This is a genomic window from Streptomyces sp. NBC_00328 (assembly GCF_036139655.1).
Classification (GTDB): domain Bacteria; phylum Actinomycetota; class Actinomycetes; order Streptomycetales; family Streptomycetaceae; genus Streptomyces.
On the sequence record NZ_CP108013.1, the window covers coordinates 170,998 to 194,446 of the forward strand.

The 23,449-nt window shown below is 72.6% G+C and carries 18 protein-coding genes; 10 read left to right on the forward strand and 8 right to left on the reverse strand.

All coding sequences use genetic code 11. The features are described 5' to 3' along the window. Window positions 1-2 precede the first annotated feature (2 nt). The gene (locus tag OG485_RS43855; RefSeq protein WP_443048635.1) at window positions 3-194 is read right to left on the reverse strand and encodes a hypothetical protein; all 192 of its coding nucleotides are present in this window, start codon (window positions 192-194) and stop codon (window positions 3-5) included. Between the two features lie 681 nt (window positions 195-875). Here OG485_RS43855 and OG485_RS00745 point away from each other — a divergent pair. From OG485_RS00745 to OG485_RS00775, 7 genes are all read left to right on the forward strand, one after another. Continuing rightward, window positions 876-1,205, forward strand: a complete 330-nt coding sequence (locus OG485_RS00745) for a 4Fe-4S dicluster-binding protein (RefSeq protein ID WP_326783006.1) — start codon at window positions 876-878, stop codon at window positions 1,203-1,205. Continuing rightward, window positions 1,202-3,130 (forward strand): hypothetical protein, encoded by a 1,929-nt coding sequence (locus OG485_RS00750; protein ID WP_328663414.1) that lies wholly within the window; start codon window positions 1,202-1,204, stop codon window positions 3,128-3,130. Before OG485_RS00745 ends, OG485_RS00750 begins: the two co-directional genes overlap by 4 nt. A 94-nt stretch (window positions 3,131-3,224) precedes the next feature. Beyond that, complete coding sequence (locus tag OG485_RS00755; protein WP_328663416.1) at window positions 3,225-4,727, forward strand: glutamine synthetase family protein; 1,503 nt, start codon at window positions 3,225-3,227, stop codon at window positions 4,725-4,727. 72 nt (window positions 4,728-4,799) lie between these two features. After that, a complete protein-coding gene (gene purB, locus OG485_RS00760) occupies window positions 4,800-6,086 on the forward strand; it encodes an adenylosuccinate lyase (protein ID WP_328663418.1) in 1,287 nt (428 codons plus the stop codon). A gap of 93 nt (window positions 6,087-6,179) precedes the next feature. Further along, entirely contained in the window at window positions 6,180-6,788 is a 609-nt protein-coding gene (locus OG485_RS00765; RefSeq protein WP_328663420.1) for a GNAT family N-acetyltransferase, read from the forward strand. Continuing rightward, window positions 6,785-7,828, forward strand: coding sequence for a C45 family peptidase (locus OG485_RS00770; protein WP_328663422.1), 1,044 nt, complete (start codon window positions 6,785-6,787; stop codon window positions 7,826-7,828). The genes OG485_RS00765 and OG485_RS00770 overlap by 4 nt, the downstream gene beginning before the upstream one ends. A gap of 139 nt (window positions 7,829-7,967) precedes the next feature. Further along, window positions 7,968-8,891: a response regulator transcription factor gene (locus OG485_RS00775; protein WP_389287053.1), complete on the forward strand. Its 924-nt coding sequence runs from the start codon at window positions 7,968-7,970 to the stop codon at window positions 8,889-8,891. A 132-nt stretch (window positions 8,892-9,023) separates the two neighbouring features. Here OG485_RS00775 and pcaB read toward each other — a convergent pair whose 3' ends face one another. From pcaB to OG485_RS00805, 6 genes are all read right to left on the reverse strand, one after another. Further along, window positions 9,024-10,439, reverse strand: a complete 1,416-nt coding sequence (gene pcaB / locus OG485_RS00780) for a 3-carboxy-cis,cis-muconate cycloisomerase (protein ID WP_328663425.1) — start codon at window positions 10,437-10,439, stop codon at window positions 9,024-9,026. Further along, on the reverse strand, window positions 10,436-12,463 hold the full coding sequence (locus OG485_RS00785) for an FAD/NAD(P)-binding protein (protein WP_443048636.1): 2,028 nt from the start codon (window positions 12,461-12,463) through the stop codon (window positions 10,436-10,438). The genes pcaB and OG485_RS00785 overlap by 4 nt, the downstream gene beginning before the upstream one ends. 236 nt (window positions 12,464-12,699) lie before the next feature. Then, a complete protein-coding gene (locus OG485_RS00790) occupies window positions 12,700-14,328 on the reverse strand; it encodes an IS200/IS605 family accessory protein TnpB-related protein (protein ID WP_328674204.1) in 1,629 nt (542 codons plus the stop codon). Window positions 14,329-14,693: 365 nt separating this feature from the next. Beyond that, a complete protein-coding gene (locus OG485_RS00795; protein ID WP_328663427.1) occupies window positions 14,694-16,166 on the reverse strand; it encodes an FAD-dependent monooxygenase in 1,473 nt (490 codons plus the stop codon). Between the two features lie 148 nt (window positions 16,167-16,314). Beyond that, the gene (locus OG485_RS00800; RefSeq protein ID WP_328663430.1) at window positions 16,315-17,793 is read right to left on the reverse strand and encodes an FAD-dependent monooxygenase; all 1,479 of its coding nucleotides are present in this window, start codon (window positions 17,791-17,793) and stop codon (window positions 16,315-16,317) included. A gap of 279 nt (window positions 17,794-18,072) precedes the next feature. Next, on the reverse strand, window positions 18,073-18,276 hold the full coding sequence (locus OG485_RS00805) for a hypothetical protein (protein ID WP_328674851.1): 204 nt from the start codon (window positions 18,274-18,276) through the stop codon (window positions 18,073-18,075). 57 nt (window positions 18,277-18,333) lie between these two features. Between OG485_RS00805 and OG485_RS00810 the strand changes: the two genes are divergently transcribed. From OG485_RS00810 to OG485_RS00820, 3 genes are all read left to right on the forward strand, one after another. After that, entirely contained in the window at window positions 18,334-18,909 is a 576-nt protein-coding gene (locus OG485_RS00810; RefSeq protein WP_328663405.1) for an IS607 family transposase, read from the forward strand. After that, the gene (gene tnpB, locus OG485_RS00815; protein ID WP_328663432.1) at window positions 18,906-20,321 is read left to right on the forward strand and encodes an IS607 family element RNA-guided endonuclease TnpB; all 1,416 of its coding nucleotides are present in this window, start codon (window positions 18,906-18,908) and stop codon (window positions 20,319-20,321) included. Before OG485_RS00810 ends, tnpB begins: the two co-directional genes overlap by 4 nt. Before the next feature lie 372 nt (window positions 20,322-20,693). Continuing rightward, window positions 20,694-21,776: a methyltransferase gene (locus OG485_RS00820; RefSeq protein ID WP_328663433.1), complete on the forward strand. Its 1,083-nt coding sequence runs from the start codon at window positions 20,694-20,696 to the stop codon at window positions 21,774-21,776. 149 nt (window positions 21,777-21,925) lie between these two features. Here the strand turns inward: OG485_RS00820 and OG485_RS00825 are convergent, their stop codons facing one another. Then, entirely contained in the window at window positions 21,926-23,446 is a 1,521-nt protein-coding gene (locus OG485_RS00825; RefSeq protein ID WP_326783017.1) for an FAD-dependent monooxygenase, read from the reverse strand. Window positions 23,447-23,449 lie beyond the last annotated feature (3 nt).

Consider the following 23,449-nt stretch of genomic DNA (forward strand, 5'->3'; position numbering starts at 1 on the left):
TGCTACGGCACCGACGAACCCGCCGCCAGCCACGGCGTCATGGCACGGGCCCCGGTCAGCATCCTGTCCAGCACGGCGGGACCGCACTTCTCCCCCTCACGGTGGGCCTTCCTGGAACGCGCGACGCACTCGTTCCAGATCCACCGGCACCGGTCCCACTCCGCCAGCAGCGCCGTACGAGCCGTCGACGACACGCGAAGCCGGTACGTGTACCGGGCATGCCCGCCCTCACCGGCCCCCTTCACCCCCGACACCACGCCCCCTCCCACACATCCCGACTCCCGCTCACCCGGCTTCCACCACGAGACCGTACGTGCGGCACACGCACACCCGTACCCTCCTCACGACACAGCCACCACAACCAGCGAACGAGGGCACACATGTTCGCCTTCTCCGCCCGCGGCGGCCCCGCGGGCCCTCCGCGCCCCAGACACCGCACACGGCGACGCTCCACACTGCCGTAAGCAGGATGCGATTCCTCCCCGGCGTGAACGCCGGGGCATCCTCGCAAGAGTCAGGTGAAATGGAACCGGCTGAGCAGAGCGCTTTCTGCGATCCGTGCAAGGGCCAGGGGCTCACCGTAACGCTCCCGAATGCACTCAACGGCCCTTTCTGCTGCTGTGTCATACGCACCTCACAACGTGTAGATCCATCAGCAGCCTGCCGTGTACGCATCGCGCTCAGCTTGAGTGACGCCAGCGATCCGGGGCCGTCAGTTCTAAGAAACGCTCCTGCCCGGCCGGCGTGACGGCGTCCCGGGTGTGACGCTCCAGCACGCCCCGACCGGGGTTCAGGAGTTGGTCCAGAGGAACCCCGGATGCTCGAAGCGTCCGTTCGAGCCGTCATCGACACGACGCCTAAGGGGTCTCATGCCCGTGGAAAACAACGCTTCTTCAGATGTGCCGTCCGGGCGAGACCTGCGGATCGCCACGCGCAGCCGCGCCGGCAACTGGACCAAGCCCCCGCGCCGCATCGAGACGTCCGAGTGCATCACCTGCGACAGCTGCCTGCGCAGCTGCCCGGAACAATTCGGCGCGATCTTCGACCGCGGGCTCGACGTCGTGATCATCTCCGAGCTGTGCTCGGGCTGCCCCGTCTGCGTCCTGGAGTGCCCGGTCGACTGCATCTACGTCGACGAGGACTGGACGCCCACCGACGACGCGATGTGGAGCCACATCGCACTCACCGGGAAAGGCACCGCATGACCGCGCCCGTAGACCGCGAAGGATCCCGTCGAGCCGCCAACTCCCGCAAGCGCCAGAGCCGGCGGCCCAGCCGCCTGGGCCTGGCGGCGGGCGCCACGCCCAAGCCGGACCGGGTACGCGAGGAGGACGCCGGGTTCCCCGGGCTGCTGGCCCGGGTGTGGCGGAAGGCCTCGGCCGCCGCCGACATACGCGCGGCCCTGGACACCCTGCTCACGCTCGACGGACACGTGCCCGCGGAGGTCCAGGAGGGCGCCCTGCGCACCGCGGACGCCGCCGCGCTGAAGGTCGTCGCCGGCCTGTCCGGAGCCGCACGCGAACCGGCCGGGGCCGTCGCGGACCCCGCGGAGCGCACCGTGTTCCTCGGTGAGATCGGCCTGACCACCGGCGGCCGGGTCGTCGTCCGCGTTCCCTCCCAGCAGCCGCTCGCCAAGCAGCACACGCTGGTCGCCGGCGTGCTGCGGGTTCCGTGGACCCTGCGGCACCTGGACGACTACCAGCGCGAGGTGACGACGGCTCAGGAGCGGTTCGACCGCGACGCGGCCGACAGCCGCCGCTGGCTGGCGGAGCAGGGCCGCGAGGGTCGCGAGGCGCTGCTGGCGCAGCTGACCGAGGGTGCGCGGCGCACCGCCCCCTTCATGCTCTACGTCGAGGACAAGCAGTACACGAACTTCCGCGACACCAACACGGTCGTGGGCAAGACGCTGTGGCCGGGCCACCCGGACTGCGTGTTCGCCAGCCTGGCCGGCCTGCCGCTGGAGCTGTGGTCGGACCACGACGCCCTGCTGGTCGTGGGCATCAGCCTGCTCATCCGCTCGGCCGGGTACGGCCGCATCGAAGAAGTCAACGGCTCGCAGCTCACCCCGGAGAACGTGGGCCGGCTGCTGGAGCGCACCCGCCGCAACTACAACGGAGCCCTGGGCGGGGAGCGGATCCCCGCGGCCGGTCCCGACGCCGGCATCGACGCGCTGATGGCCCTGGCCACGGGGCTGGGCGCGCACCGCCCGGAGGTGACCCGCACCGTCCAGCTGTACCGCGAGATCCACGGCGCCCTGATCCACAAGGTGGAGAAGGTAGCGGCCCCGCACGGCAAGGTGGCCGCGGACCGGGACCGGCAGGTCACCGACCACCTGCGCGCCACGCTGCCCGTGGTCGGCGACCAGCTGGCCGAGCTGCGGCTCGCCGACGACGCCGACCCGGCCTGGCTGGCCCGCCCCTACGGCGAGTTCGGCACCGGTCTGGAGGCGGTCGTGTACGAGGCGGTCGCCGCCACCACCGCCGCGTTCAGGGCCGACTTCTCGATGAGCCGCGGCATCCGGTCGCTGCCGGAGCTGGTCCGCGCGCTGCGCGCGGAGGCCTGGGACGAGATCAGCGCCTGGGGCATCACGGACTTCTTCTGCTGCGTGGTCCCCGCGCAGGAGGCCCGGCGGCACTACGGCGACTCGCTCGCCACGCTCGCCGACACCGCCTGGGCGATGTCCTCGCGCATGCAGTACAACTCCTGGCACTTCATCGCCGGCAACCTGCCGCGGACCTCAAAGGTCCTGGAGCGCGACCACTTCGTGCCGCCCACCATCCCCGACATCGCCCACTTCTCCGACCAGCACCACCACGGGCACGTCAACAACATGGTGCGCTTCACGATCCGCAGCCCCCAGTCGGTCGAGGTGTGCGGCCGACCCTTCAACGGATTCATGGACCTGCGTATCGTCCGCGCCGACGGGGAGCCGTACACCGAGCAGGAGATGCTCGCGGCGCACCGGGTGGCCGCCTTCATCGCCCGGATGACGCAGCAGGCGGCCGCGCTCGCCGAGCAGGGGGAGCAGGCCGATGTGACGGCCTTCGACTCGGCCTGGCACTGGAGGTCCATCACCGGCACCCCGGTCGAGGGGGCCGCCCCGGAGCCGCCCCGGTCCCGGGTCGGCTAGCCGACTCCCCGCGGGCCGGCCGCCGGCCTGCGGGGACCTCCGTCGCCCCTGACACGCCCCCTGTCGACCTCCTGACGAAAGGACGCTCCCCGTCATGTATTCCAGATCATGGTCGACCCCTGCCACGGAGGGCAGCGTCGGGAGCCACGCGTTCGTCGCCGAACACGGGCTGTGGGACGACGCCCGGCTGGCGGCCGCCGAGCGGATCGGGGCGGGGCTGGACGGGATCGACTTCGTCCGTCTGGTGTGGGGTGACCCGCACGGCCTGGTGCGCTCCAAGACACTGACCGCCCGCACCTTCCGCGGGGTGCTGCGCAACGGCATGAACTACAGCCCCGGCCCGTTCCTGAAGGACACAGCCTGCACCACGGCGGTGGACTACCGGGGCGAGCACGGCATCGGCGTCGACGAGATCGCCGGCCTGGGCAACTTCGTGCTCGTGCCCGACCCGCTGACCTTCCTGGTGCTGCCTGGCGAGGGGGCGCGCACGGCCTGGGTGATCGGCGACGAGTACCTGCGCGACGGCCGCCCCCACCCGCTGTCCTCGCGGCACGTGCTGCACCGGGTGCTGGACCGCTACGCCGGCCGCGGGCTGACGCCCGTACTCGGCCTGGAGGTCGAGTGGTACCTGGCGCGCCGCCTGGACGACGAGCCGGGCAACGAGGGGAACGGCTTCGGCCTGCAGGGCCCGGCCCCGCGGGTGGCCGCGATGAACGCGGGCTACCAGTTCAACCTGGACGCCGCGTACGACACGGTCGCCCCGGTCACCGACCCGCTGGCCCTCGCCCTGCTCGGCCTGGGGCTGCCGGTGCGGTCGATGGAGCACGAGATGGGCCCCGGGCAGGTGGAGACCACGTTCGACCCCATGTCGGCGCTGGACACGGCGGACGCGATGCTCTTCTTCCGCGTCTTCACCAAGCGCTGGTGCGCGGCCCGGGGCCTGCATGCCTCGTTCATGTCGCAACCGGCGATCGCCGGGGCGGACCCGAGCGGCTGGCACCTGAACCAGTCCGTCCTGGAGACCGCCACCGGCCGCAACGTCTTCAGCTCCGAGGGCCTCTCGGTGGGGCTCTCCCCCACGAGCAAGGCGTACGCAGAGGGCCTGCGGGACTGGCTGCGCGACCTGTTCCTGCTGTCGGTGCCCACGGTCAACGGCTACCAGCGCCTGGGCACGCAGCACGCCCTGTCCCCGACCCGGGTGAGCCTGAGCCTGGAGTCGCGCACGGCCATGCTGCGCGTGGTCGGCTCGGGGGCCGGCGCGCACATCGAGAACCGCGTCGGCGAGCCGAGCGCGAACCCGTACCTGAACATCGCCGCCCAGCTCTTCGCCGGCATCGAGGGCCTCGACGGGCTCGCCGGGGGCTCGGCCGACGGGCCCCGCGAGGGCTCGGACGCCGTCCCGCAGTCCCTGCGCGAGGCACTGGAGGCGTTCACGGCGGGCCGGGCCGCCCGGCTGCTGGGCGACCCGCTGGCCGCCTGTCTGGCCAGGCTCAAGGAAAGCGAGGTGCGCCGGTACGAGGCCTGGGCCCTGCAGGCCGCCCCGGTGCCGGGCCAGGTCACCGAGTGGGAGCAGCGCGAGTACTTCGCGGCCTTCTGACGCCCGGGAGGCCCGACCACGACCACCGCAACCGCAACCGCAACCGCAACCGCAACCGACGAAGGCTGTCCCATGATTCCTCGTTTCACCCTGCCTGAGATGGCGCACCTCTTCTCGGACGAGTACCGGTACGAGACCTACGTCCGCGTGGAGATCCTCGCGACCGAGGCACAGGTGCGGCTCGGCCGCGTACCGGCCGCGGTCCTCGACGACATGCGCGCGGCCACGGCCCCGCTGCCGTCCCGGGTCGTGGAGATCCAGAAGGAACGCGACCACGAGGTGATCTCCTTCCTGACCGCGTACACCGAGCAGATGCCGGAGTCCTCCGCTCGCTGGGTGCACCTGGGCATGACCAGCTACGACCTGGTCGACACGGCCCTCGGCCTCACCCTGGCCCGCGCCACGGACGTGCTCACCTCCGCCGCCCAGCGGCTGCGCAAGGTGCTCGTCGACCGGGCCTTCGAGCACTGGGACACGGTGATGGTGGGCCGCACCCACGGCGTACACGCCGAGCCCACCACGCTCGGCCACAAGCTGGGCGGCTACGCCTTCGCCGTCGAGCGGTCCCTGCAGCGGCTGGCCGCCGCCCGCGAGGCCGTCGCCGTGGGCACCGTGTCGGGCGCGGTCGGCACGTACTCGCTGATCGACCCGGCCGTAGAGACGTACGTGTGCGAGCAGCTGGGGCTGGGCGTCGAGCCCTCCCCCAGCCAGGTCGTGGCCCGCGACCGGCACGCCCAGCTGATCCAGGCGGTGGCCGTGCTGGGTGCCTGCATCGAGCAGATCGCCCTGGAGCTGCGGCTGCTGCAGCGTACCGAGGTGCGCGAGGTCGAGGAGCAGCGCGTCGAGGCCTACCAGGGCTCCAGCGCGATGCCTCACAAGGCCAACCCGACGGGCAGCGAGCTGCTGTGCGGACTGGCTCGGCTGCTGCGCGGGTACGCCAACACGGCGCTCGAGAACGTGGCGCTGTGGCACGAGCGGGACCTGGCCCACCAGGCGGTCGAGAAGGTGCTGCTGCCGGACGCGCTGATGGTCGCGCACTTCCAGACGGTCAGGGCCGCGGACCTGCTGGAGAACCTGCGTATCGACACGGACCGCATGCGGGACTCGATCGCCGCCACGAACGGGCTGGTGTGCTCGTCGTCGGTGCTGGTGGAGCTGCTGGAGGCCGGCGTCGAACGCGACCAGGCCTACCGGGCGGTGCAGGCGGCGGCCAAGCGCACCGCGGAGTACGGGCAGAACTTCGGCGAGGCCCTGGCCGAGGAGGGTGTGCGGAGCAGCCCGCGCGAGCCCGAGGACTTCCTCGTCCACCACGACGTGGTGCACAGCCGGTTGGAGAAACTCCGTGTGCTGACGGACTGATCCGGACTGATCCCGGAAAAGCCCGACCCGGCTGTCCGGACTCGCCCCACCATCCTCTTGCCATCCCCTCTTCGCCCTATGGAGTCCCTCACCATGAGCTGGTCCGAGAAAGCCGCCACCACGCTGGAGAACGAGCACGTCCTGTTGACCCCGCTCAGCGAGGCGGACCGCGAGGGCATCCGCGCCGTGGCCCTCGACCCCGAGATCTGGCGCTACTTCACGGTCGTCGTCGGCGACGACGCGGACTTCGAGGCGTTCTTCGACTCGAACCTCGCCGAGCACACCGCCGGCCGCCGCGCCGTCTACGTGATCACCGACAGGAAGAGCGGCCGGATCGCGGGCAGCATGAGCCTGCTGAGCTTCGCCGAGAAGGACCGCCGACTGGAGATCGGGGCCTCCTGGCTGGGCCACGACTTCCGCGGCAAGGGCATCAACCACTGGTCGAAGCTGCTGCTGCTCCAGCACTCCTTCGAGGTGCTGGAGGCCGAGCGGGTGGAGTTCAAGACGGACGAGCTCAACGTCCAGGCCCGCAAGGGCCTGCGCAACATCGGCGCCACCGAGGAGGGCACCCTGCGCTCCTTCAACTACATGCCGGGCGGACGCCGCCGCGACGCGGTCTTCTACAGCATCCTGCGCGCCGAGTGGCCGCAGGTGCTCGACGCCCTCTCCCAGGGCCCGAAGAAGGCGGCCGCCTCCGCATGAGCGTCGCGTACGTCAAGGCCGCCGGCACCCCCTTCGAACTGGGCCGCACCCACGGGGCGGCACTCGCCGGCCCGCTGCGCGGCTTCCTCCGCGACGGCCTGGCGCGGCTGGAGCCCCTCACCGACCGGCCGCTGACGTTCGCCGGGCTGCTGCCGTCGATCACCACGTACCGCGCGGAGATCACGGCGGCGGTCCCGGACCTCGCCGAGGAGGTCGCGGGGCTGGCGGCGGGGGCCGGGATTTCCGAGGACGAGGCGTGGCTGCTGCAGCTGCGCCGCGAGGTCATGGGTTACACCGGGGTGCCGAGCGCTGGGGACTGCACGGCGTACGCGCGCACCGGGCCGGCCGCCCGGCCGGTGCTGGCGCAGACGGTGGACCTCAACGCGGACATCGACAGCCACATCGCGGTGCTGTCGCTGGCCCGGGCGGGCGGGCCGCGCCGGGTGACGGTGCTCAGCTTCGCGGGCCTGCTCGGGTATCTCGGCATGAACAGCGACGGGCTCGCAATCGGGCTGAACCTGGTGACCGACGGCCTGTGGCGGCCCGGCGTCACGCCGTACCTGACCATCCGCCACCTGCTGGACCGTGCCGGGAGCGTGGACGAGGCCCTGGAGATACTGGCCGGGCTCACCCTGTCCAGCTCGCGCAACCTGGTGCTGTGCGACCGGCGGCGCGCGGTGTACGCCGAGGTGTGCGGGACCGGGCTGCGGGTGACCGAGCCCGCCTCGCGGGAGGCCGTGCACACCAACCATTACCTGCACGAGGACTTCACCCCGCTCGACCGGCAGTCGGCCCCCGACCGCGTCAACTCCGACGACCGGCTGGAGGCCGTGACGAAGGGGCTGGCCGGACTCGACCCACAGGCCCCTGCGGAGGAGCACTTCGCGGTGCTGTGCCGGCCACCGGTATGCATCGCCGACCACGGGATCTACCGCCTGGAGAGGACGGTGGCCTCGGTGGTCATGCTGCCCGGGGCGGGCGAGCTGCACCTGCGGGCGGGCGACCCGAACCACGGCGCCACCGAGGTGTTCGCGGTGTAGGGGGCGGGCCGGCCGCGGACGGCGAGCGGCCGGGCGGACCCTGGACCGGCCCTGCACCAGGATTCGACCGCACACCGCTAGCGTCGGCGCGGGCGGCGGCCGAACCGGTCCGGCCTCGCCACGACCCCCCGGGGGAGGCATGAGTCAGGTTCAGGCACAGGCACTGCCGGAGCACCAGACGTCCGCTCCACACCCCGAGCACGATGAGCCGCGGGCCCGCGCGCTGGTACGGGAGGCGTGGCCGCCGCGCCCCGGATCCTCTGGCGCGTGGCCCCCCGGCCAGCACGCGCCCGGCCAGAGGAGCCCCGTCCAGAGCGTGCCCGGACCGGGCGCCCTCGGTCAGACGTCGCCCCGCGACGGACTGGGCAGGGCCGCACCCCGGCCGGCGCCCGCGGTCTCCGGTCGGCACATCCTGGTCGTGGGCGCCGACGCCGGGGACGGGCTGTCGCACCAGCTGCGCCGACACGGCCACACCTGTACCAGGGCGGCCCACGGCGGCGCGGCCCTGCAGGCCTACGGCAGCGCCGACCTCGTCCTGCTCGACCTCGAACTGCCGGACCTGGACGGGCTGGAGGTGTGCCGGGCGATCCGGTCGGTCAGCCGGGTGCCGCTCATCATCGTCACCTCCCGCGAGTCCGAGATCGACTGCGTGCTCGGACTCCAAGCGGGCGCGGACGACTACGTCACCAGGCCCTTCGGGATCCGCGAGCTGCTGGCCCGGATCGAGGCCGTCATGCGCCGCACGCAGTGGCAGCCGACGGCGGCCGCGGGCCCGGCCCAGGAGATCCGGCACGGCCGGCTGCGCATCGAGGTCGGCTCCCGCGAGGTGACCGTCGACGGCGCGCCGGTCACCCTCACGCGCAAGGAGTTCGACCTGCTGTGCCTGCTGGCGCAGCATCCCGACACCGTCGTCCCGCGCAGGCAGCTGCTCCAGCAGGTGTGGGGCAACTCCTGGTCGCGCCGCACCGTGGACACCCACGTCAGCAGCGTTCGCGGCAAGCTGGGCAACCCCGGCTGGATCGTCACCGTCCGCGGCGTCGGCTTCCGCCTCGGCACCGTCTGACGCCTCGCCCCCGCGCCCGTGGACCGAATTCCTCCGGTACCGGAGGTCCGAGATCCACGCTGCTCCTGCGTCGTTTCGACCGTCCAGGAGGAACAGCCGGGCGCGGGGCAGGCGGGACTCTGCGGACAGCCCTCAGGTATCGGCGTCGAAGCGGCCGACGGCCAGCGCCCGGTCGACCAGCGGCCCGGCCGCACCGGTGTAACCGGCCGGGTCGAGCAGCGCGGTCAGCTCCGCGGGCGTGAGCACCCCCCGCAGCGCGTCGGACTCCGCCAGCACGGCGGCCAGCGGGCGGGCCGTCTCGGCCGACTGCAGCGACGCCCGCGTCAGCAGTTCCTTCGCGGCCACCTTGCCCAGCCTCGGGGCGAGCACGGCGGAGACCCGCTCGGAGACGAGCTGCCCGCCAGTGACCTCCAGGTTGACCGCCATCCGCTCGGGGCACACGGTGAGCCCGCGGACCAGCTCCACGGCGGTGTGCGCGGCCCCGCCGGTCAGCCGCAGCGCCTCGCGCAGCGGCTGCCACTCGGCGTGCCAGACCCCCGCCGACCGCTCGTCCTCGTGCGGCAGGCACTGCACGAGGACGGCGGCCAGCGCCGGGACCTGGAGGGCGGCGGAGCGGATCAGCGTCGAGAGCACCGGGTTGCGCTTGTGCGGCATCGCCGAGGAGGCGCCCCGCCCGGCCACCGCCGGCTCGGCCAGCTCCCCGATCTCGGTGCGGGCCAGAACCAGCACGTCGACGGCGATCTTCCCCAGTGCCCCGGTGGTGTGCGCGAGGGCCGCACCCAGGTCGGCGACCGGCGTGCGCAGCGCGTGCCAGGGGAGCACCGGTGCGGCCAGCCCGGTCTCGTCCGCGAAGGCGTCCACCAGCTCGGCCAGGACGGTCGCCGGGTCGGCGCCGTCGCCCGCGTACTGGAGGTAGCCGGCCAGTGTGCCGGCCGCGCCGCCCAAGGAGACCGGCAGGCCGCCCTCGGCCAGCCGCTCCAGCCGCTCGATGGATTCCAGGACCAGCTGGCGCCAGCCCGCCGCCTTCAGCCCGAAGGTGGTGGGTACGGCGTGCAGGGCGAGGGTGCGTCCCGCCATCGCCGTGTCCCGGTGGTCGGCCGCCAGGCCGGCGAGGGCGTCGGCCACCGCCCTGAGGTCCGCGACGATCAGCCGCAGGGCCCGGGTCGCCACCAGCATCGCGCCGGTGTCGAAGATGTCCTGGCTGGTGGAGCCGCGGTGCACGTACTCGGCCGCCTCCGGCGAGCGGGCCGCGACCCGCGCGGTGAGCGCCGCGACCAGGCCCACCACCGGATTGGCGGTCTCCCGCGAGGCCAGCGCCAGCTCCCTGGTGTCGAAGTCCGAGGCCCGGGCGGCGGCGGTGATCGCGGCGGCCGCCGCCGGTGGGACCGTGCCGCACCGCGCCTGGGCGCGGGCCAGCGCAGCCTCGGCGTCGAGCATCGCCTGGACCCAGCCGTCGTCGGCGACGGCGGCCTCGACGGGCGTGCCGGCCCGGACCGGGGACAGCAGCCCCGTGTCCGGGCCCGCGGTGCGGACGGCGGCCTGGCTCACGCAACCGCTCCCGCACCCGCGTTGCCGGACATCGCCGGCCCCGCCGCGACCGCCGGCGTCCCGGGCAGCCGCAGCGCGGGGCGCGGCTCCGGCAGCGCCAGCACCGCCGCCGCGATGGCGTCGGAGTCCTCCAGCGTCACCGAGCCCACGCCCGGCCGGATGCCAGCCGCGGTCACCCAGTGCACGGCCTCGGTGGGCACCCCGTACGCGAACCGTCTGAGGTGCGGCACCCCCTGCCCCTGGAGCAGGTGGTACGGGCGCTGCGAGACGGCCAGGCCTCCGGTCTCGTAGGACGAGCCGTCCGCGCCCGCGATGCGGTGGGTCCGGGCCTGACCGGTGCTCAGCAGCCGGTCCATGAGCGGATCGGCGGTGCGCCGCACGTCGATCTCCGGCAGTCGGGCCTCGATCAGCACTGTGGCCCGCACCCGCAGGTCGGCTATGTCCGGGGAGGTGCCGACGAAGGCCGCGCCCGCGGGGTCGAGGGGGTCGGTGGCCACCCGCAGCCCCGGACCGGTTACGTCGAGGATGCCCGCGTCGATCAGGGCGGCCATCTCGTCGATGCGGGAGGCCGGCGGACCGATCGACAGGAAGGCGTTGAGCGGCGTGTACCAGCGGTCGAGCTCGTCGCGGTGCGAGTGGGCGTCGAGGCCGCCGTGGTCGATCGCCAGACGCAGCTCGTTGCGCAGGTCCCGCAGCAGGTCCAGGGCTGCCTTGAACGGGCCGCTGACGTTGCCCTCCCGGGCCCGGCGCACGTCCTCGTCGAGGTAGCCGCGCAGCCAGCTGCGGAAGGAGGCCAGGTCCCGGAAGACCTGCCCGTCGTACGGCCGGGCGACCGTGTCCCAGTCCCAGCGCTCGTCGTTGCCGATACCGGCCGCGCTGAGCAGCAGGTCCTCGGCCTCGTCATCCCCTGCCTGCAGGAGCGCCTCCCCGAAGGCGGCCACCGCGGCCGGCTCCGCGCGCTGCGCGAGGAGCGTCTCGTAGTAGAGGGTGCGCACTTCCTTGGATATCAGCGGCCACAGTTCGGTGCCGAAGCGGATCGGCTCCCCGCCCCGTACCCGGGCGCGCAGGGACGCCACGAAATCGGTGGTCAGCAGCCGCGGGTGGTAGCGGCCGTGCGCGCCCTTCTCGTTCTCGCCGCGCGCCTGGTACGGCACGCCGCGGCGGGAGCCCGCGTACAGCCGCGGCTCGCGGCCCGAGGGGCGGTACACCAGGCGGCCGTCGACGCGTTCGAACAGCCCGCCGCGAGCGTGCGTGAACAGCGCCATGTAGTCGAAGAAGTTCAGGCCCAGGCCGCGCAGCAGCACCGTCTCGCCGGGGGCGACGGTGGACAGGTCGACGTCCGCAGGGTTGCTCGGCGCGATGTAGGTCAGCCCGTGCCGGGCGGCGTACGCGGCGAACTCCCGCTCCACGTCGGTCGGCCGCACCTGCACGTGGCCCTGCGCGAGCACCACCGCGCCCAGGCCCGTCAGCCGGGTGCCGTCCTCCAGGAGCACGGTCTGCGCCCCGCTGGGGCCCGTGCCGGGCTCGGCGTCCTCCAGGGCCACGGCGCGCGAGGCGTGCACACGGACGGTGGTGTTCGCGGACGCGCTCGCGGTCACCCGGCCGAACACCCAGGTCAGGTACTGGCCGTACAAGGCGCGGGTGGGGTATGTGTCCGGCCCGAGGTCCCGGGCCTCGGCGAGGGTCTCGTCGTCGTACGGCGTGCCCGCTCCGGGCGTCAGAGCGCTGGGGCCCAGCGCCTTGGCCCACTGGTACAGGCTCGGACCCTCCTCCAGCGGCCCTTCGATGGCCACACTGGTGTCGGTGTAGACCGTGACCTGACAGGAGACGGTGTTCATCAGGAGGTGCCGGGACTGGGAGGGCCGCCAGACCCGGCCGGAGCCCGGTGGGTCCGGTTCCACGATGTGCACGGTCAGCTGGTCCCAGCGGGGGGACTTCCGCTCCTGCGCACAGAGCCGTTCCAGTACGGACAGCCCGCGGGGTCCGGCGCCGACAAGGCACACTTCCATACGTCCGCTAGTCACGAAGCACTCCGCTCAGGAGACGGGGGACGGCTGGACCGCGGGGCCGACGCGTCGGCCCCGCCGGTGTGCCTGCCCGGCCTGCCCCCGGGGGTCAGGGTGGTGTCCGCCAACGGTCGGTCCCGCCGCTCAACCAGTGCTCGGATCCGAGTGGAAGACCGGTCCTGGACCGGTCTCGGGCGCCGTCCGGGCCGGTCGGGCACGCGTACGGGCCCCGTGACACGCGAAGAGCACCGTTCCTAGAGACTGAGCGGGAGTGAGTCCTGTTGCCAGGACTCATGCTCAGTCGAACGCCCCGGACGGTGTTGGGCGTTCTGGTTGACCGCGTTCGCTGCGCGTCCGGGCGGCACGGATCGTGTCCGTGGTCCGGGGATGCGGGGGCGGGTTTCCTCACGCCCCGGGGTGGCCGGTCGGGCCTGGACGGTCCGATGCCCGTACCCATCGCTCTGGTGGGTACGGGGCGGTGCCGTCCGACGCCGGATCGGATGCCCCAGGGCGCGCCTTCCGATGGCCACAGCGGCCGCGCCGTGGCGGGTGGTGTTCCTGGTGGTGCTGGTGAGGGGTTTCTGCCAGTGCTGGGCGCCCCACTTGCTGGTGTAGGCGGGGTCGACGGCGACCAGCGGGATGCCGAGGTCGGCGGCCATGGACACCAGGCGGGCGCGCAGCCGGGCCACGGGCATGTCGGAGATCAGTTTGCGGAACTTCTTTCGGCGGCCGTGTTTCTCCCGGCTGGTCTCGGCGGTGAAGTCGAGATCTTCCACCGCGATCGCCAGGCGGTGACGGGTGGCCCAGTGCAGCAGGCGGGTCAGGGCGTGGCGCACCTGGGCGTCGCGGTGGTCGGCGGTGCCGGACAGGTCGTAGTCGAAGCGGCGCGGGGCGCCGACCGGATTGCCGTGCTGGTCCAGCCGCCAGGCCGCGAGGTGGTCGGCGTTGGTGTCCACGCCGATCAGGCCGCCCGCCCGGACAGCGGCCAGGGGCATGCTGGGGGTGGGTGGGATGGTCCAGGAGGCGGTCAGGTACCAGCGTTGGCGCTGGACGTCTTCGTGGATGCGGTAGGCCACCGCCCGGTTGGTCCCGACCCGGTCCCGCCATGTCGCACCCCGGTGCGCGAACGACACCCTGGCCGCCAGGACGTAGCGGCCGTGCGGAGCGTTGGCCAGGGGGGCGAGCGGGGCCGGGAGCCGAATGCTCACCTGGCCGTCGGGGCTGACCCGGATCGTTTCGTTGCCGTACCGCTTGCCGGACTCACCGTCCGCCTGCAAAAACCGGCGCGACGCCTCCCACCGCGCACGCCATTGCGGCTCGGTGAGCTGCGCCTGCTCCAGGTGCTGGCGGCTGGTCAGCAGCCGCTTCCCGCCCCGCACCACCCGCACCCGCCCGGCCGCCCAGTCGGCCCTGGCCACAGCCAGCCGGTCCTCCAGCACCCGCAGCCGACGCGTCTTGGCATGCCACTCCCGCCGACTCCGATAACCACCAGCAGCCCGCTTACTGCCCTTCTCCCCGAGAGGCAATGACAGCCGGTGCCGGATCGTCTTCACCCCGACCTCGAGCTGCCGGATGTGCGCGGCCTGGCCACGCCGGGCCAACGCCCACAGGTCATGCGTGGCCTTCGTCAACGACCCCGCCCACCGCGACGACGACAGCCCGGTCAGCTCCCGCTTGCGCGACGCCCACGACTCGTTGTCGTGCTCCAGACCGGCCGCACACCGCAACTTGAGGTCCCCCGACGCCAGCGAACCCAGATGGCCGCCGACCAGCCGAAGCACCCTCTCGTCCCCGACCGTCAGCCCCTTGAGCCGGTCCCGGACCGCCACACCCGAGGGACCGGGCACCACGAACGACGCCCTCACCACCCGCAACCCACCCAACCCGCTCACCGCCAGCCCAGACCGGCCCAAACACCCCGTCACCCCACCCAACGATCACCACCCGCAAAAGGTCACCCATTCGAGACAAGAACCTCCGTTCCCCCTCGGACTTCGCGCGGACAGAGGTCGCCGACACTCACCCACTCACGCCAGAACATGCTTGCGCACAGTCAACGAGCAGCAGTTGCCAACCCCTCGCGTGGAGCGGGGGGTGCTCTCGGGCCGGTCCCGCGCAGCGCGGGCGCCGCCTGGGTGTTGGGGCCGCGCTCCGGACGCTGCCTCAAGCGTGCAATCTGCCGACAGCTCTTCACATTCCTCGAACGGGGAGATCAGCCCACACAGCAGATCAGCGCTGAAGAACTCGCTCAGACGGCTCCGAACCAGCGCTCCAACGCCTCATGCGGGCCGGCCTCGTCCGGGGCGGCCCAGGCGATGTAGCCATCGGGGCGGACCAGCAGCGCGTGCGGGGCGTCCGACACGGCCCCCTCGCCCTCGGCCCAGTCGCCGGTGACCGTGTCCACCCGGTCACCCCAGCGCGCCGCGGTGGCGCGCAGTGCGTCGGAGTCGGCCGCCGCGGGGGTCACGAACAGCACGCCGCGGGCCGGCTTGAGCAGGTCCCGCACGGTGGCGGGGCTACCGTCGGTGAGCTTGAGCGGGGTGTCGGGGCGCAGCCGCAGGCCGAGCTGCGGATGGCTGCCTGAGCCGATGTCGTAGCGCACGTCGAGGCCGGAGACCTGGCCGGCCAGGTGGCGGGCCACCGCGACGTCCTGGACGAGTTCCTGCATGACCGCGCGCAGCGGCTCCATCTCCTCGCCGGAGAGGTAGAGCTTGGTCTGGGCGCGGGTGTTGCGCATGAGCAGTTCCCCGACCGGGTGCCGCTCGGACTGGAAGGTGTCGAGCAGGCCCTCGGGCGCCCAACCGTTGATGGTGGCCGCCAGCTTCCAGCCGAGGTTGACCGCGTCCTGCACGCCCACGCTCATGCCCTGCGCGCCGGCCGGCATGTGGATGTGGGTGGCGTCGCCGGCCAGGAAGATCCGGCCCTTGCGGTACTGGGCGGCCTGGCGGGTGGTGTCGGTGAAGGAGCTGATCCAGCGGACCTCGGCGTCGTGCAGGCGCTCGCCGGTCATGTCCTGCCAGGCGTCGGCGATGGTCTCGAACGTGAGGCCGCTCTTGTCCTCCGGCGGCCGCAGCGACTCGTTGTGGATGACGATCCGGTGGACGCCGTCCTCCAGGTTGAAGGCCATGACCATGCCGCCGGGCACGCGCTCGCCGATGGGGCGCTGGCGTACGTCCGCCCCGACGATGTCGGCCATGTACATCCCGCGGGTGGGCTCCCAGCCGGGGAAGTCGATGCCGGCGAGCCGGCGGACGATGCTGCGCGCCCCGTCGCAGCCGACCAGGTAGCCGGCGCTCTCCTCGCCGCGGCCGGCGGGGCCCTCGTACTCGACAACGACGCCGTCCTCGGTCTCGCGGAAGCCGAGCACCTCGTGTTCGCGGCGGATCTCGACGCCCAGCTCCTTCAGCCAGCCTTCGAGGATCTCCTCGGTGCGGAACTGCGGGATGCCGCGGACGCTGAAGTGGTTGTCGTCCAGCTTGGAGAAGTCGATGTGGACCCCGCCGAAGTGGCCCTGGGCCCATTCGACGTCGCCGAAGCGCTCCAGCAGGCCGCGCTGGTCGAAGACCTCGGCCGCGCGGCGGGTGAAGCCCACGCCGCGGGACTCGCCGCTGGGCGCGGGGAGCTTCTCGAGGACGACGACGTCCACGCCGCCCAATTTCAGTTCGCCGGCGAGCGTCAGCCCGACCGGCCCGGCGCCGACGATGATCGCGCCCTTTGCCATGTCTTACTCCTCAAACATCAGAGCTGCCGCGCATGGGGCAGCGCCAGGTCGGCGGTGGTCAGGCGAAGAAGACCAGCAGGTACCGGCCGATCAGCTCCGGCCCCTCCTCGGGGGCGCGGGCGGCCGGGGGGTGTCATGCGGCGGGCCGTCAGACAGCCGCGGGCGCCCCGAACCAACGGGTGAGGGCGGCTTCGAGGTCGCCGCCTGCCGGCGCCACCCAGGCGATGTAGCCGTCGGGGCGGACCAGCACGGCCTGTGGGGCGCCCGGGTGGTCGGCCTCCTGGTCGGCCCAGGCGCCGGTGATGACGTCCACGCGGTCGGCCCAGCGGGCGGCGAGTTCGGCCGGGCCGCCGTCCCCGTCCGAGACGATGAGCACGCCGCGGCCTGCGTGCAGGAGCTCGGCGACCTTCGTACGGCTGCCGTCGGCGCGCTCGACGGCTCGGTGCGGGGCCAGCCGCAGCCCCAGGAAGGGGTGTCCCTCGGCGCCCACGTCGTACTTGATGTGCAGGCCGGAGACGCGGCCCGCGAGCCGCCGGGCGGCCTCGGGCAGGGTGACGAGTTCGCGCACGACGGCGCGCAGCGGCTCCATCTCCTCGCCGGCGAGGTACAGCATCGACATGGAGTGCACGTCCCGCATCAGCTGCTCACCGATCGGGTGGCGCTCGGCGTGGTAGGTGTCGAGCAGGGACTCGGGCGCCCGGTCCCCGAGCACGGCGGCGAGCTTCCACCCGAGGTTGACGGCGTCCTGGAGACCGACGCTGACGCCTTGGGCGCCGAGCGGGGCGTGGTCGTGGGCGGAGTCGCCGGCGAGGAAGACGCGGCCCTTGCGGTACTGGGCGGCCAGGCCGGTGGCGTTGGTCAGGGCGCACATCCAGGAGGCGGAGGCGCCGTGGATGTCCTCGCCGGTCATGCGCTGCCAGGCGTCGGCGAGCTCCGAGAACTCCAGCTCGCCCTCGCCGTGGTGCGGGCGGACGCCGGGCTCGTGGATGACGATGCGGTCCACACCCGGCTCCAGGGTGACGGACAGCACCATGCCGCCGCCCTCGATGCGCTCGCCGATGGGCCTCATGCGCACGTCCGCGCCGACGACGTCGGCCAGGTACATGCCGCGGGTGGCCTCGTCGCCGGGGAAGTCGATGTCGGCCAGGATGCGCACGGTGGACTTGCCGCCGTCGCAGCCGATGACGTACGTGCCGGTGGCCTCGGTGTACCCGTCGGGGCCCTGGAAGCCGAGGACCACGCCGTCCTCGGTCTCGGTCAGGGTGGTCAGGTCGTAGCCGCGGCGCACCTCGACGCCGAGCTCGTCGACCCAGCGGCCGAGCATGTCCTCGGTGACGGACTGGGCCAGGCCCATGATGCCGAAGTGGCTCTCGTCCAGGAGGGAGAAGTCGATGCGGACACCGCCGTAGTGGCCCTGCTTGCCCCAGCGGATGTCGCCGAGCCTGCCGAGCAGCCCGCGCTGGTCGAAGACCTCCGCGGTACGGCTGGTGAACCCAAGGCCGCGCGACTCGCCGCTGGGAGCGGGCAGCTTGTCGTAGACGACGACGTCCGCGCCGCCGAGCCGCAGCTCGCCCGCGAGCATCAGACCGACCGGCCCAGCGCCCACGATGATCGCGCTCTTTGCCATTTTCGATTCCTCCATACAGACGGTTGATCCTCAGAAAAGACCAGGGGGGTCGAGGGGCGGTGCAGCGGGACCGCAGGATCGCTCAGGCGATCCTTGAGGTCCGTTCCTCACCCGCGCGAGGCAACTGCCGGTGCGCGGTGTGCGGCGGGGCCGCAGCCGCGGCGGTGGAGAGGGTGGTCACGGCAGCTCCTTCAGGCCGTGCTCCGTCAGCAGGTCGCGGGCGAACGCGGGTTCGGCGGCCATGCCGTCGACGAGCTACGCAGGTGGGCGGGGAGCCCGTCAGGGGTCTCGGCCGGGTGCACGCCGGTCGAGTACGAGAGATGGACGCTGATGCCGTCTCGGTGGCGGAAGCGCATGGGCCTGCACCTCGGCGGGAGCGGTGGCCCGCTCGGGCGCGGCGCCGGCCGGGGTGCCGAGGAGGGCGTCCCCGGGCAGGGTGCACACGGCGCGCCGGTCTCCGGCGAGGGGGGCGACAACTGCCATGGATTTCCTGATCATTCATAGTCGTCTCTGGTCAGACATCTCACGTAGCTTGGTTTTGTGAGGCTGTCGGAGTGGGCGCGTCAGCAGGGCGTGAGCTACCAGACCGCCTGGCGGTGGGTGAAGGACGGGAAGATGCCCGTGCCGGTCCGCCAGGCGCCGTCCGGGACGTGGCTGGTCGATGAGGTGGCCGTCCAGCCGTCCGGACGCGTGGTGGCGTACTGCCGCGTGTCGTCAGCAGACCAGAAGGTCGACTTGGATCGGCAGGCTGCGCGGGTGGTGTCCGGCGCGAATGGACTGGTCCTGGCCGTCGCGGAAGTCGTGACCGAGGTCGGGTCAGGGCCGGACGGGCGCCGTCGCAAACTGCATCGGCTTCTCGCCGACCCGGGTACGGCTGTGATCGTGGTCGAGCACCGTGACCGGCTGACCCGGTTCGGCGTCGAGCACCTCGAGGCCGCGCTGTCGGCGTCCGGCAGGCGCCTGGTCGTCCTCGACCCTGCCGAGACCGCGGACGACCTGGTGCGGGACGTCACCGAGGTGCTCACCTCGATGTGCGCCCGCCTGTACGGGCAGCGGGCGGCGAAGACCCGGGCCGCCCGCGCGGTGGCCGTGGCGACCGGCGAGGCCGCCGAGTGAAGAAGTTCCGGCCGCAGCCCGGGTTCGTGGTGCAGGCGTACCGCTTCGCGCTGGACCCGAACGCCGCCCAGGAGCACGCGTTGCGCTCGCACTGCGGTGCGGCGCGCGCGGCGTACAACTGGGCTGTCGGCTGGGTGACCGCGTCCTGGTGGCAGCGCCGGACCGAGGAGACGTACGGCGTCGCCGGGGCGGAGCTGACCGAGTGGCGGCCGTGGTCGCTGCCATCGCTGCGCAAGGAGTTCAACCAGGCCAAAAAGACTGATCCGCGCTTCGCTGCATGGTGGGAGGAGAACTCCAAGGAGGCGTACAACACCGGTCTCGCCAACGCGTCGGCCGCGTTCGACAACTACGCCAAGTCGAAGAACGGCAAGCGCAAGGGCGCCCGGATGGGTGCGCCCCGGTTCAAGTCGAAGCACAAGGCGCGCCTGTCCTGCCGGTTCACCACCGGCACCATCCGCCTCGACGCCGACGGACGGCACGTCACACTGCCCAGGCTCGGCACGATCCGTACGCACGAGCCCGTGGCCGGGCTCCTCGCCCGTGTCCAGGCTGGGACCGCGCGCATCCTGTCCGCGACCGTCCGCCACGAACGCGGACGCTGGCTCGTCGCCTTCCAGGTCGAGACCGCGCGGGACATCCGCCGCGTCGCACGCCCCGACGTCGCGGTCGGCAGCACCGGCGAGATCCGCACCGTGCCCAACCCGCGGCACCTGAACAGCGCCCTGAAACGGCTCCGCCGGGCCTCCCGCACGGTCTCCCGCCGACGCGGCCCCGACCGCCGCACCGGGCGGAAGCCCTCCCGCAGGTGGGAGAAGGCCAACGCCCAGCGCAACCGCGTGCACCACCGGGTCGCGAACCTCCGCGCGGACGCCCTGCACAAGCTCACCACAAGCGTTGCCGGCGAGTACGGCACCGTCGTGATCGAGGACCTCAACGTCGTCGGCATGGTGAAGAACCGGCGCCTGGCCCGGCACATCGCCGACGCCGGATTCGGCGAGATCCGCCGCCGGCTCACCTACAAGACCCGCCAGCGCCACGCCACCCGCATCATCGCGGCAGACCGCTGGTTCCCCTCCTCCAAGACCTGCTCCGGGTGCGGCACAGTGAAAGCCAAACTGCCGCTGCACATCCGGACCTACGAATGCGACGCCTGTGGCCTGGTCATCGACCGGGACGACAACGCAGCCCGCAACCTCGCCGCCCTCGCAGCAACCGCAGTCACTGGTACCGGAGTGGCCGGAGACCAGGACACCCCCCGGGTGTCGAAACCCCGTGGAGCCGACCGGAAGACCCGCACCACCCGCCCCCGTCGCAAGGCAGGGACGGGGCGGGCAGGTGGCACAACACTGCCGCACCAGCAGCAGACAGAAACGGGAGACCGTACTCAAGCCGAGCCCCTAACGCTCTGGTGATGTGACGGACCTTCCTGGCCGAAATGCCCGGAATGCTGAGACCTGACTACGGACTCAGCAACGGCTCGGTACGAACGGACACGGACGACCTCCAGGGGCGTCGGACTGCGCAACGCGATGCCGGGCCAAGGATGCCCAGTACTTCGTCCCGAACGAACCGGTCTCCGGCCCACGTCGAGTGGCCGCCGAGCAGTTCTGGGCCGGCCGTCCGGCGGCCGCGGCGAAACTCCTGGGGCGTGCGAGGCGTCCGCCCCGCTCCAGATATGTACAAGTCGCTTTCCAGGGCGGGTCTATCCCTCTTCCTTACCGTGGCGGGACGGGTCCCTTCCGGCGGTTGGGACAGAGTTCTCGCTCTTGCCATGGAGGAACCACATGCCCGCTGTGCCGCCCCCCGAAGTCGTCCGCGCCGCGGAGAAGACCCGGGCGGACCTGCAGAAGCAGGTCCGGGAGTTGGCCCCGCCCCCGTTCGCCCTGCTCGAACTGGCCATGGGCTCCATGGTGACCCAGGCCCTGTACGCCGCCGCCGAACTGTGCGTGGCCGAGGCCCTGCAGGCCGGTCCGCGACCGATCGAAGACCTGGCCGCTGAGGTCGGCGCGGATGCCGAGGCGCTGGGCCGGGTGCTGCGCCTGCTCGCCTCCCAGGGCGTGTTCACGCGCCAGGACGACGGCCTCTGGGCGCTGACTCCGATGGCCGACGCGCTGCGCGCCGACCACCCGGTGACGATGCGCGACCTCTGTGTGCTGATGGGCCACCCGACGCACTGGGACGACTGGAACGGTTTCCTGGACTCGGTGCGAACCGGCGAGCCGAGCCTGCCGAAGCGGCGCGGAATGGGCGCCTTCGAATACCTCATGCAGAATCCGGAATACGGTGCGGTGTTCATCGGCGGGATGGGCAACATGTCCTCCACCGAGACCGCACCGGTCGTGGCCGCGTACGACTTCTCGCAGTTCGGCACGGTCCTGGACTTCTGTGGAGCCAACGGCGGGCTGCTGGCCGGCATCCTCGACAGCGCGCCCGGTACCAAGGGCATCCTCTCGGACCCGCGCATCGCCGCGAACGGCGCTGCGGAGTTCCTGGCGGCGCAGGGTGTCGCGGACCGCGTGGCCCTGGCCGACGGCGATCTGTTCGACCCGATGCCGTCGGGTGCGGACGCGTACGTCCTCAAGCACATCGTGCACGACTGGCCGGAGGAGCAGGCTCTGCAGATCCTCCGCAACGTGCGCGCCGCGATCAAGCCGGGCGGCAAGCTGCTGCTGGTGGAGATGGTGGTCCCGGAGGGCGACGGGCCGCACTCCGGCAAGCTCGTCGACCTGTGGCTGCTGCTGCTCGTGGGCGGCAAGGAGCGTACCCGGTCGCAGTACGCGGAGCTGGTGGCGAAGGCCGGCTTCAAGCTGGAGCGGGTCGTGGAGACCGCTGCGGCCGTCTCGGTCGTGGAGGCCATCGCGGTCTGACGCGCCGCCCTGAGCTGCCCCGGTTCCGCGTTTCCCCGACGCGGAACCGGGGCTTTCCGCGTGCCCGCCCCGTACGTCGCCCCCCGCACGCCGGAGCCCCCGCCCCGCCGGTCGGACGGCGGGGCGGGGGCTGCGGCGCCCTGAGGTGGTCAGGCGGAAGCGGCTCCCAGCCACCGCTCCAGTGCGGCCGCGAGCCCTTGCGCGGGCTCGCCGGCCCAGGCCACGTACCCGTCGGGACGGAGCAGCAGCGCGGGGACGCCGACCAGTACGTCCGGGCCGTCAACCGGCTTGGCGGACACGGTGTGAACGTTGAGGCGGCCCTGCCAGCCGGCTGCCGTACGGCGCGCCCCGGCATCGTCGGCGAAGTCGAGCAGTACGGCCCGGCCCAGGTGCAGCAGTCGCGTGGTGCGCTGCTCGCCGTCGGCGCCGACCAGCAGCCGCGCCGGCATCCGGCGGCCGACCAGCGGGTGGGCGTCCTCACCTGCGCCGAGGTCGTAGCGGATGTCGAGGTGGCTGACCGCTCCGGCCAGGTGCCGCTTGACGTCGTCGTACCGGACCAGCTCGCCGAACAGCTCGCGCAGCGGGTCCGACTCCGCGCCGCCGAGGAAGACGATCCCCTGGGCACGGGTGTTGGCCAGCAGGCGGCGGCCGACCGGCCACCGCTCGGCGTGGTAGGTGTCCAGCAGCGCCGCGGGGGCGTCGCCGCGGACCACGGCGACCAGCTTCCAGCCGAGGTTGGCCGCGTCCTGCACGCCGGTGCTCAGGCCCTGGCCGCCGGCCGGCAGGTGGATGTGCGCCGCGTCGCCGGCCACGAACACCCGGCCCCGCCGGTACTCGGAGGCCTGGCGGGTGGCGTTGGTGAAGGAGGACACCCAGTCGGCGCCACCGTGCGAGATGTCCTCGCCGGTGATGCTCTGCCAGGCTTCCGCGACCTCCTCGAAGGTGACGGTCCGCTCGCGGTCGTGCGCCGGCCGGCCGTCGGGGCAGACAATGATCCGGTCCACGCCCTCGGCGAGCGGGGCCGCCATCACCATGCCGTTGCTCAGGCGCTCGCCGAGGAACCGCGGCCGCAGCGAGCAGCCGGTGACGTCGGCGAGGTACATGCCCTGGGTGGCGTCGGTGCCCGGGAACTCGAAGCCGGCCGCCTTGCGGACGCGGCTGGAGCCGCCGTCGGCGCCCACCAGGTACGCGGCGCGCAGCCGCTGCTCGTCGCCCTCGGGCGTACGGACGGTGATCTCGACGTGGTCCCCGTCGAGGAAGCCGCCGGCGAGCGAGACGAACTCCCAGCCGCGCCGGATGTCGGCGCCGAGTTCGGCGGCCCAGCCCTCCAGCACGGCCTCGGTCTGCCCCTGCGGGATGCCGCGGGCGCCGAAGTGGGCGTCCTCAAGGACGGTGAAGTCGAACTGGGCCCCGCCGAAGTGTCCTACGGGGCTGGTGGCGAGGGTCTCGCCCTGGCCGAACCGGGGCAGCAGCCCGCGCTCGTCGAACACCTCCATGGCACGGGCTGTGAAGCCCAGGCCACGGGACTGCCCGGTAGGCGCCGCCAGCTTCTCGATCACGACGACGCGAGCTCCGCCCAGGCGCAGTTCGCCTGCGAGCATCAGTCCGGTCGGGCCGGCGCCGACGACGATGACGTCGGTGTCCGCCGCTGTCCCTTCGCTCCCTTGCATGGG

Excerpts from the sequence above, each read along its gene's own strand:
- OG485_RS00755 (WP_328663416.1), top strand. The coding sequence starts at position 3,225 with ATGTATTCCAGATCATGGTCGACCCCTGCCACGGAGGGCAGCGTCGGG.
- OG485_RS00825 (WP_326783017.1), bottom strand. The coding sequence starts at position 23,446 with ATGCAAGGGAGCGAAGGGACAGCGGCGGACACCGACGTCATCGTCGTC.
- OG485_RS00750 (WP_328663414.1), top strand. The coding sequence starts at position 1,202 with ATGACCGCGCCCGTAGACCGCGAAGGATCCCGTCGAGCCGCCAACTCC.
- purB (WP_328663418.1), top strand. The coding sequence starts at position 4,800 with ATGATTCCTCGTTTCACCCTGCCTGAGATGGCGCACCTCTTCTCGGAC.
- OG485_RS00800 (WP_328663430.1), bottom strand. The coding sequence starts at position 17,793 with ATGGCAAAGAGCGCGATCATCGTGGGCGCTGGGCCGGTCGGTCTGATG.
- OG485_RS00820 (WP_328663433.1), top strand. The coding sequence starts at position 20,694 with ATGCCCGCTGTGCCGCCCCCCGAAGTCGTCCGCGCCGCGGAGAAGACC.
- OG485_RS00770 (WP_328663422.1), top strand. The coding sequence starts at position 6,785 with ATGAGCGTCGCGTACGTCAAGGCCGCCGGCACCCCCTTCGAACTGGGC.
- OG485_RS00795 (WP_328663427.1), bottom strand. The coding sequence starts at position 16,166 with ATGGCAAAGGGCGCGATCATCGTCGGCGCCGGGCCGGTCGGGCTGACG.
- OG485_RS00805 (WP_328674851.1), bottom strand. The coding sequence starts at position 18,276 with ATGGCAGTTGTCGCCCCCCTCGCCGGAGACCGGCGCGCCGTGTGCACC.
- OG485_RS00775 (WP_389287053.1), top strand. The coding sequence starts at position 7,968 with ATGAGTCAGGTTCAGGCACAGGCACTGCCGGAGCACCAGACGTCCGCT.
- OG485_RS00765 (WP_328663420.1), top strand. The coding sequence starts at position 6,180 with ATGAGCTGGTCCGAGAAAGCCGCCACCACGCTGGAGAACGAGCACGTC.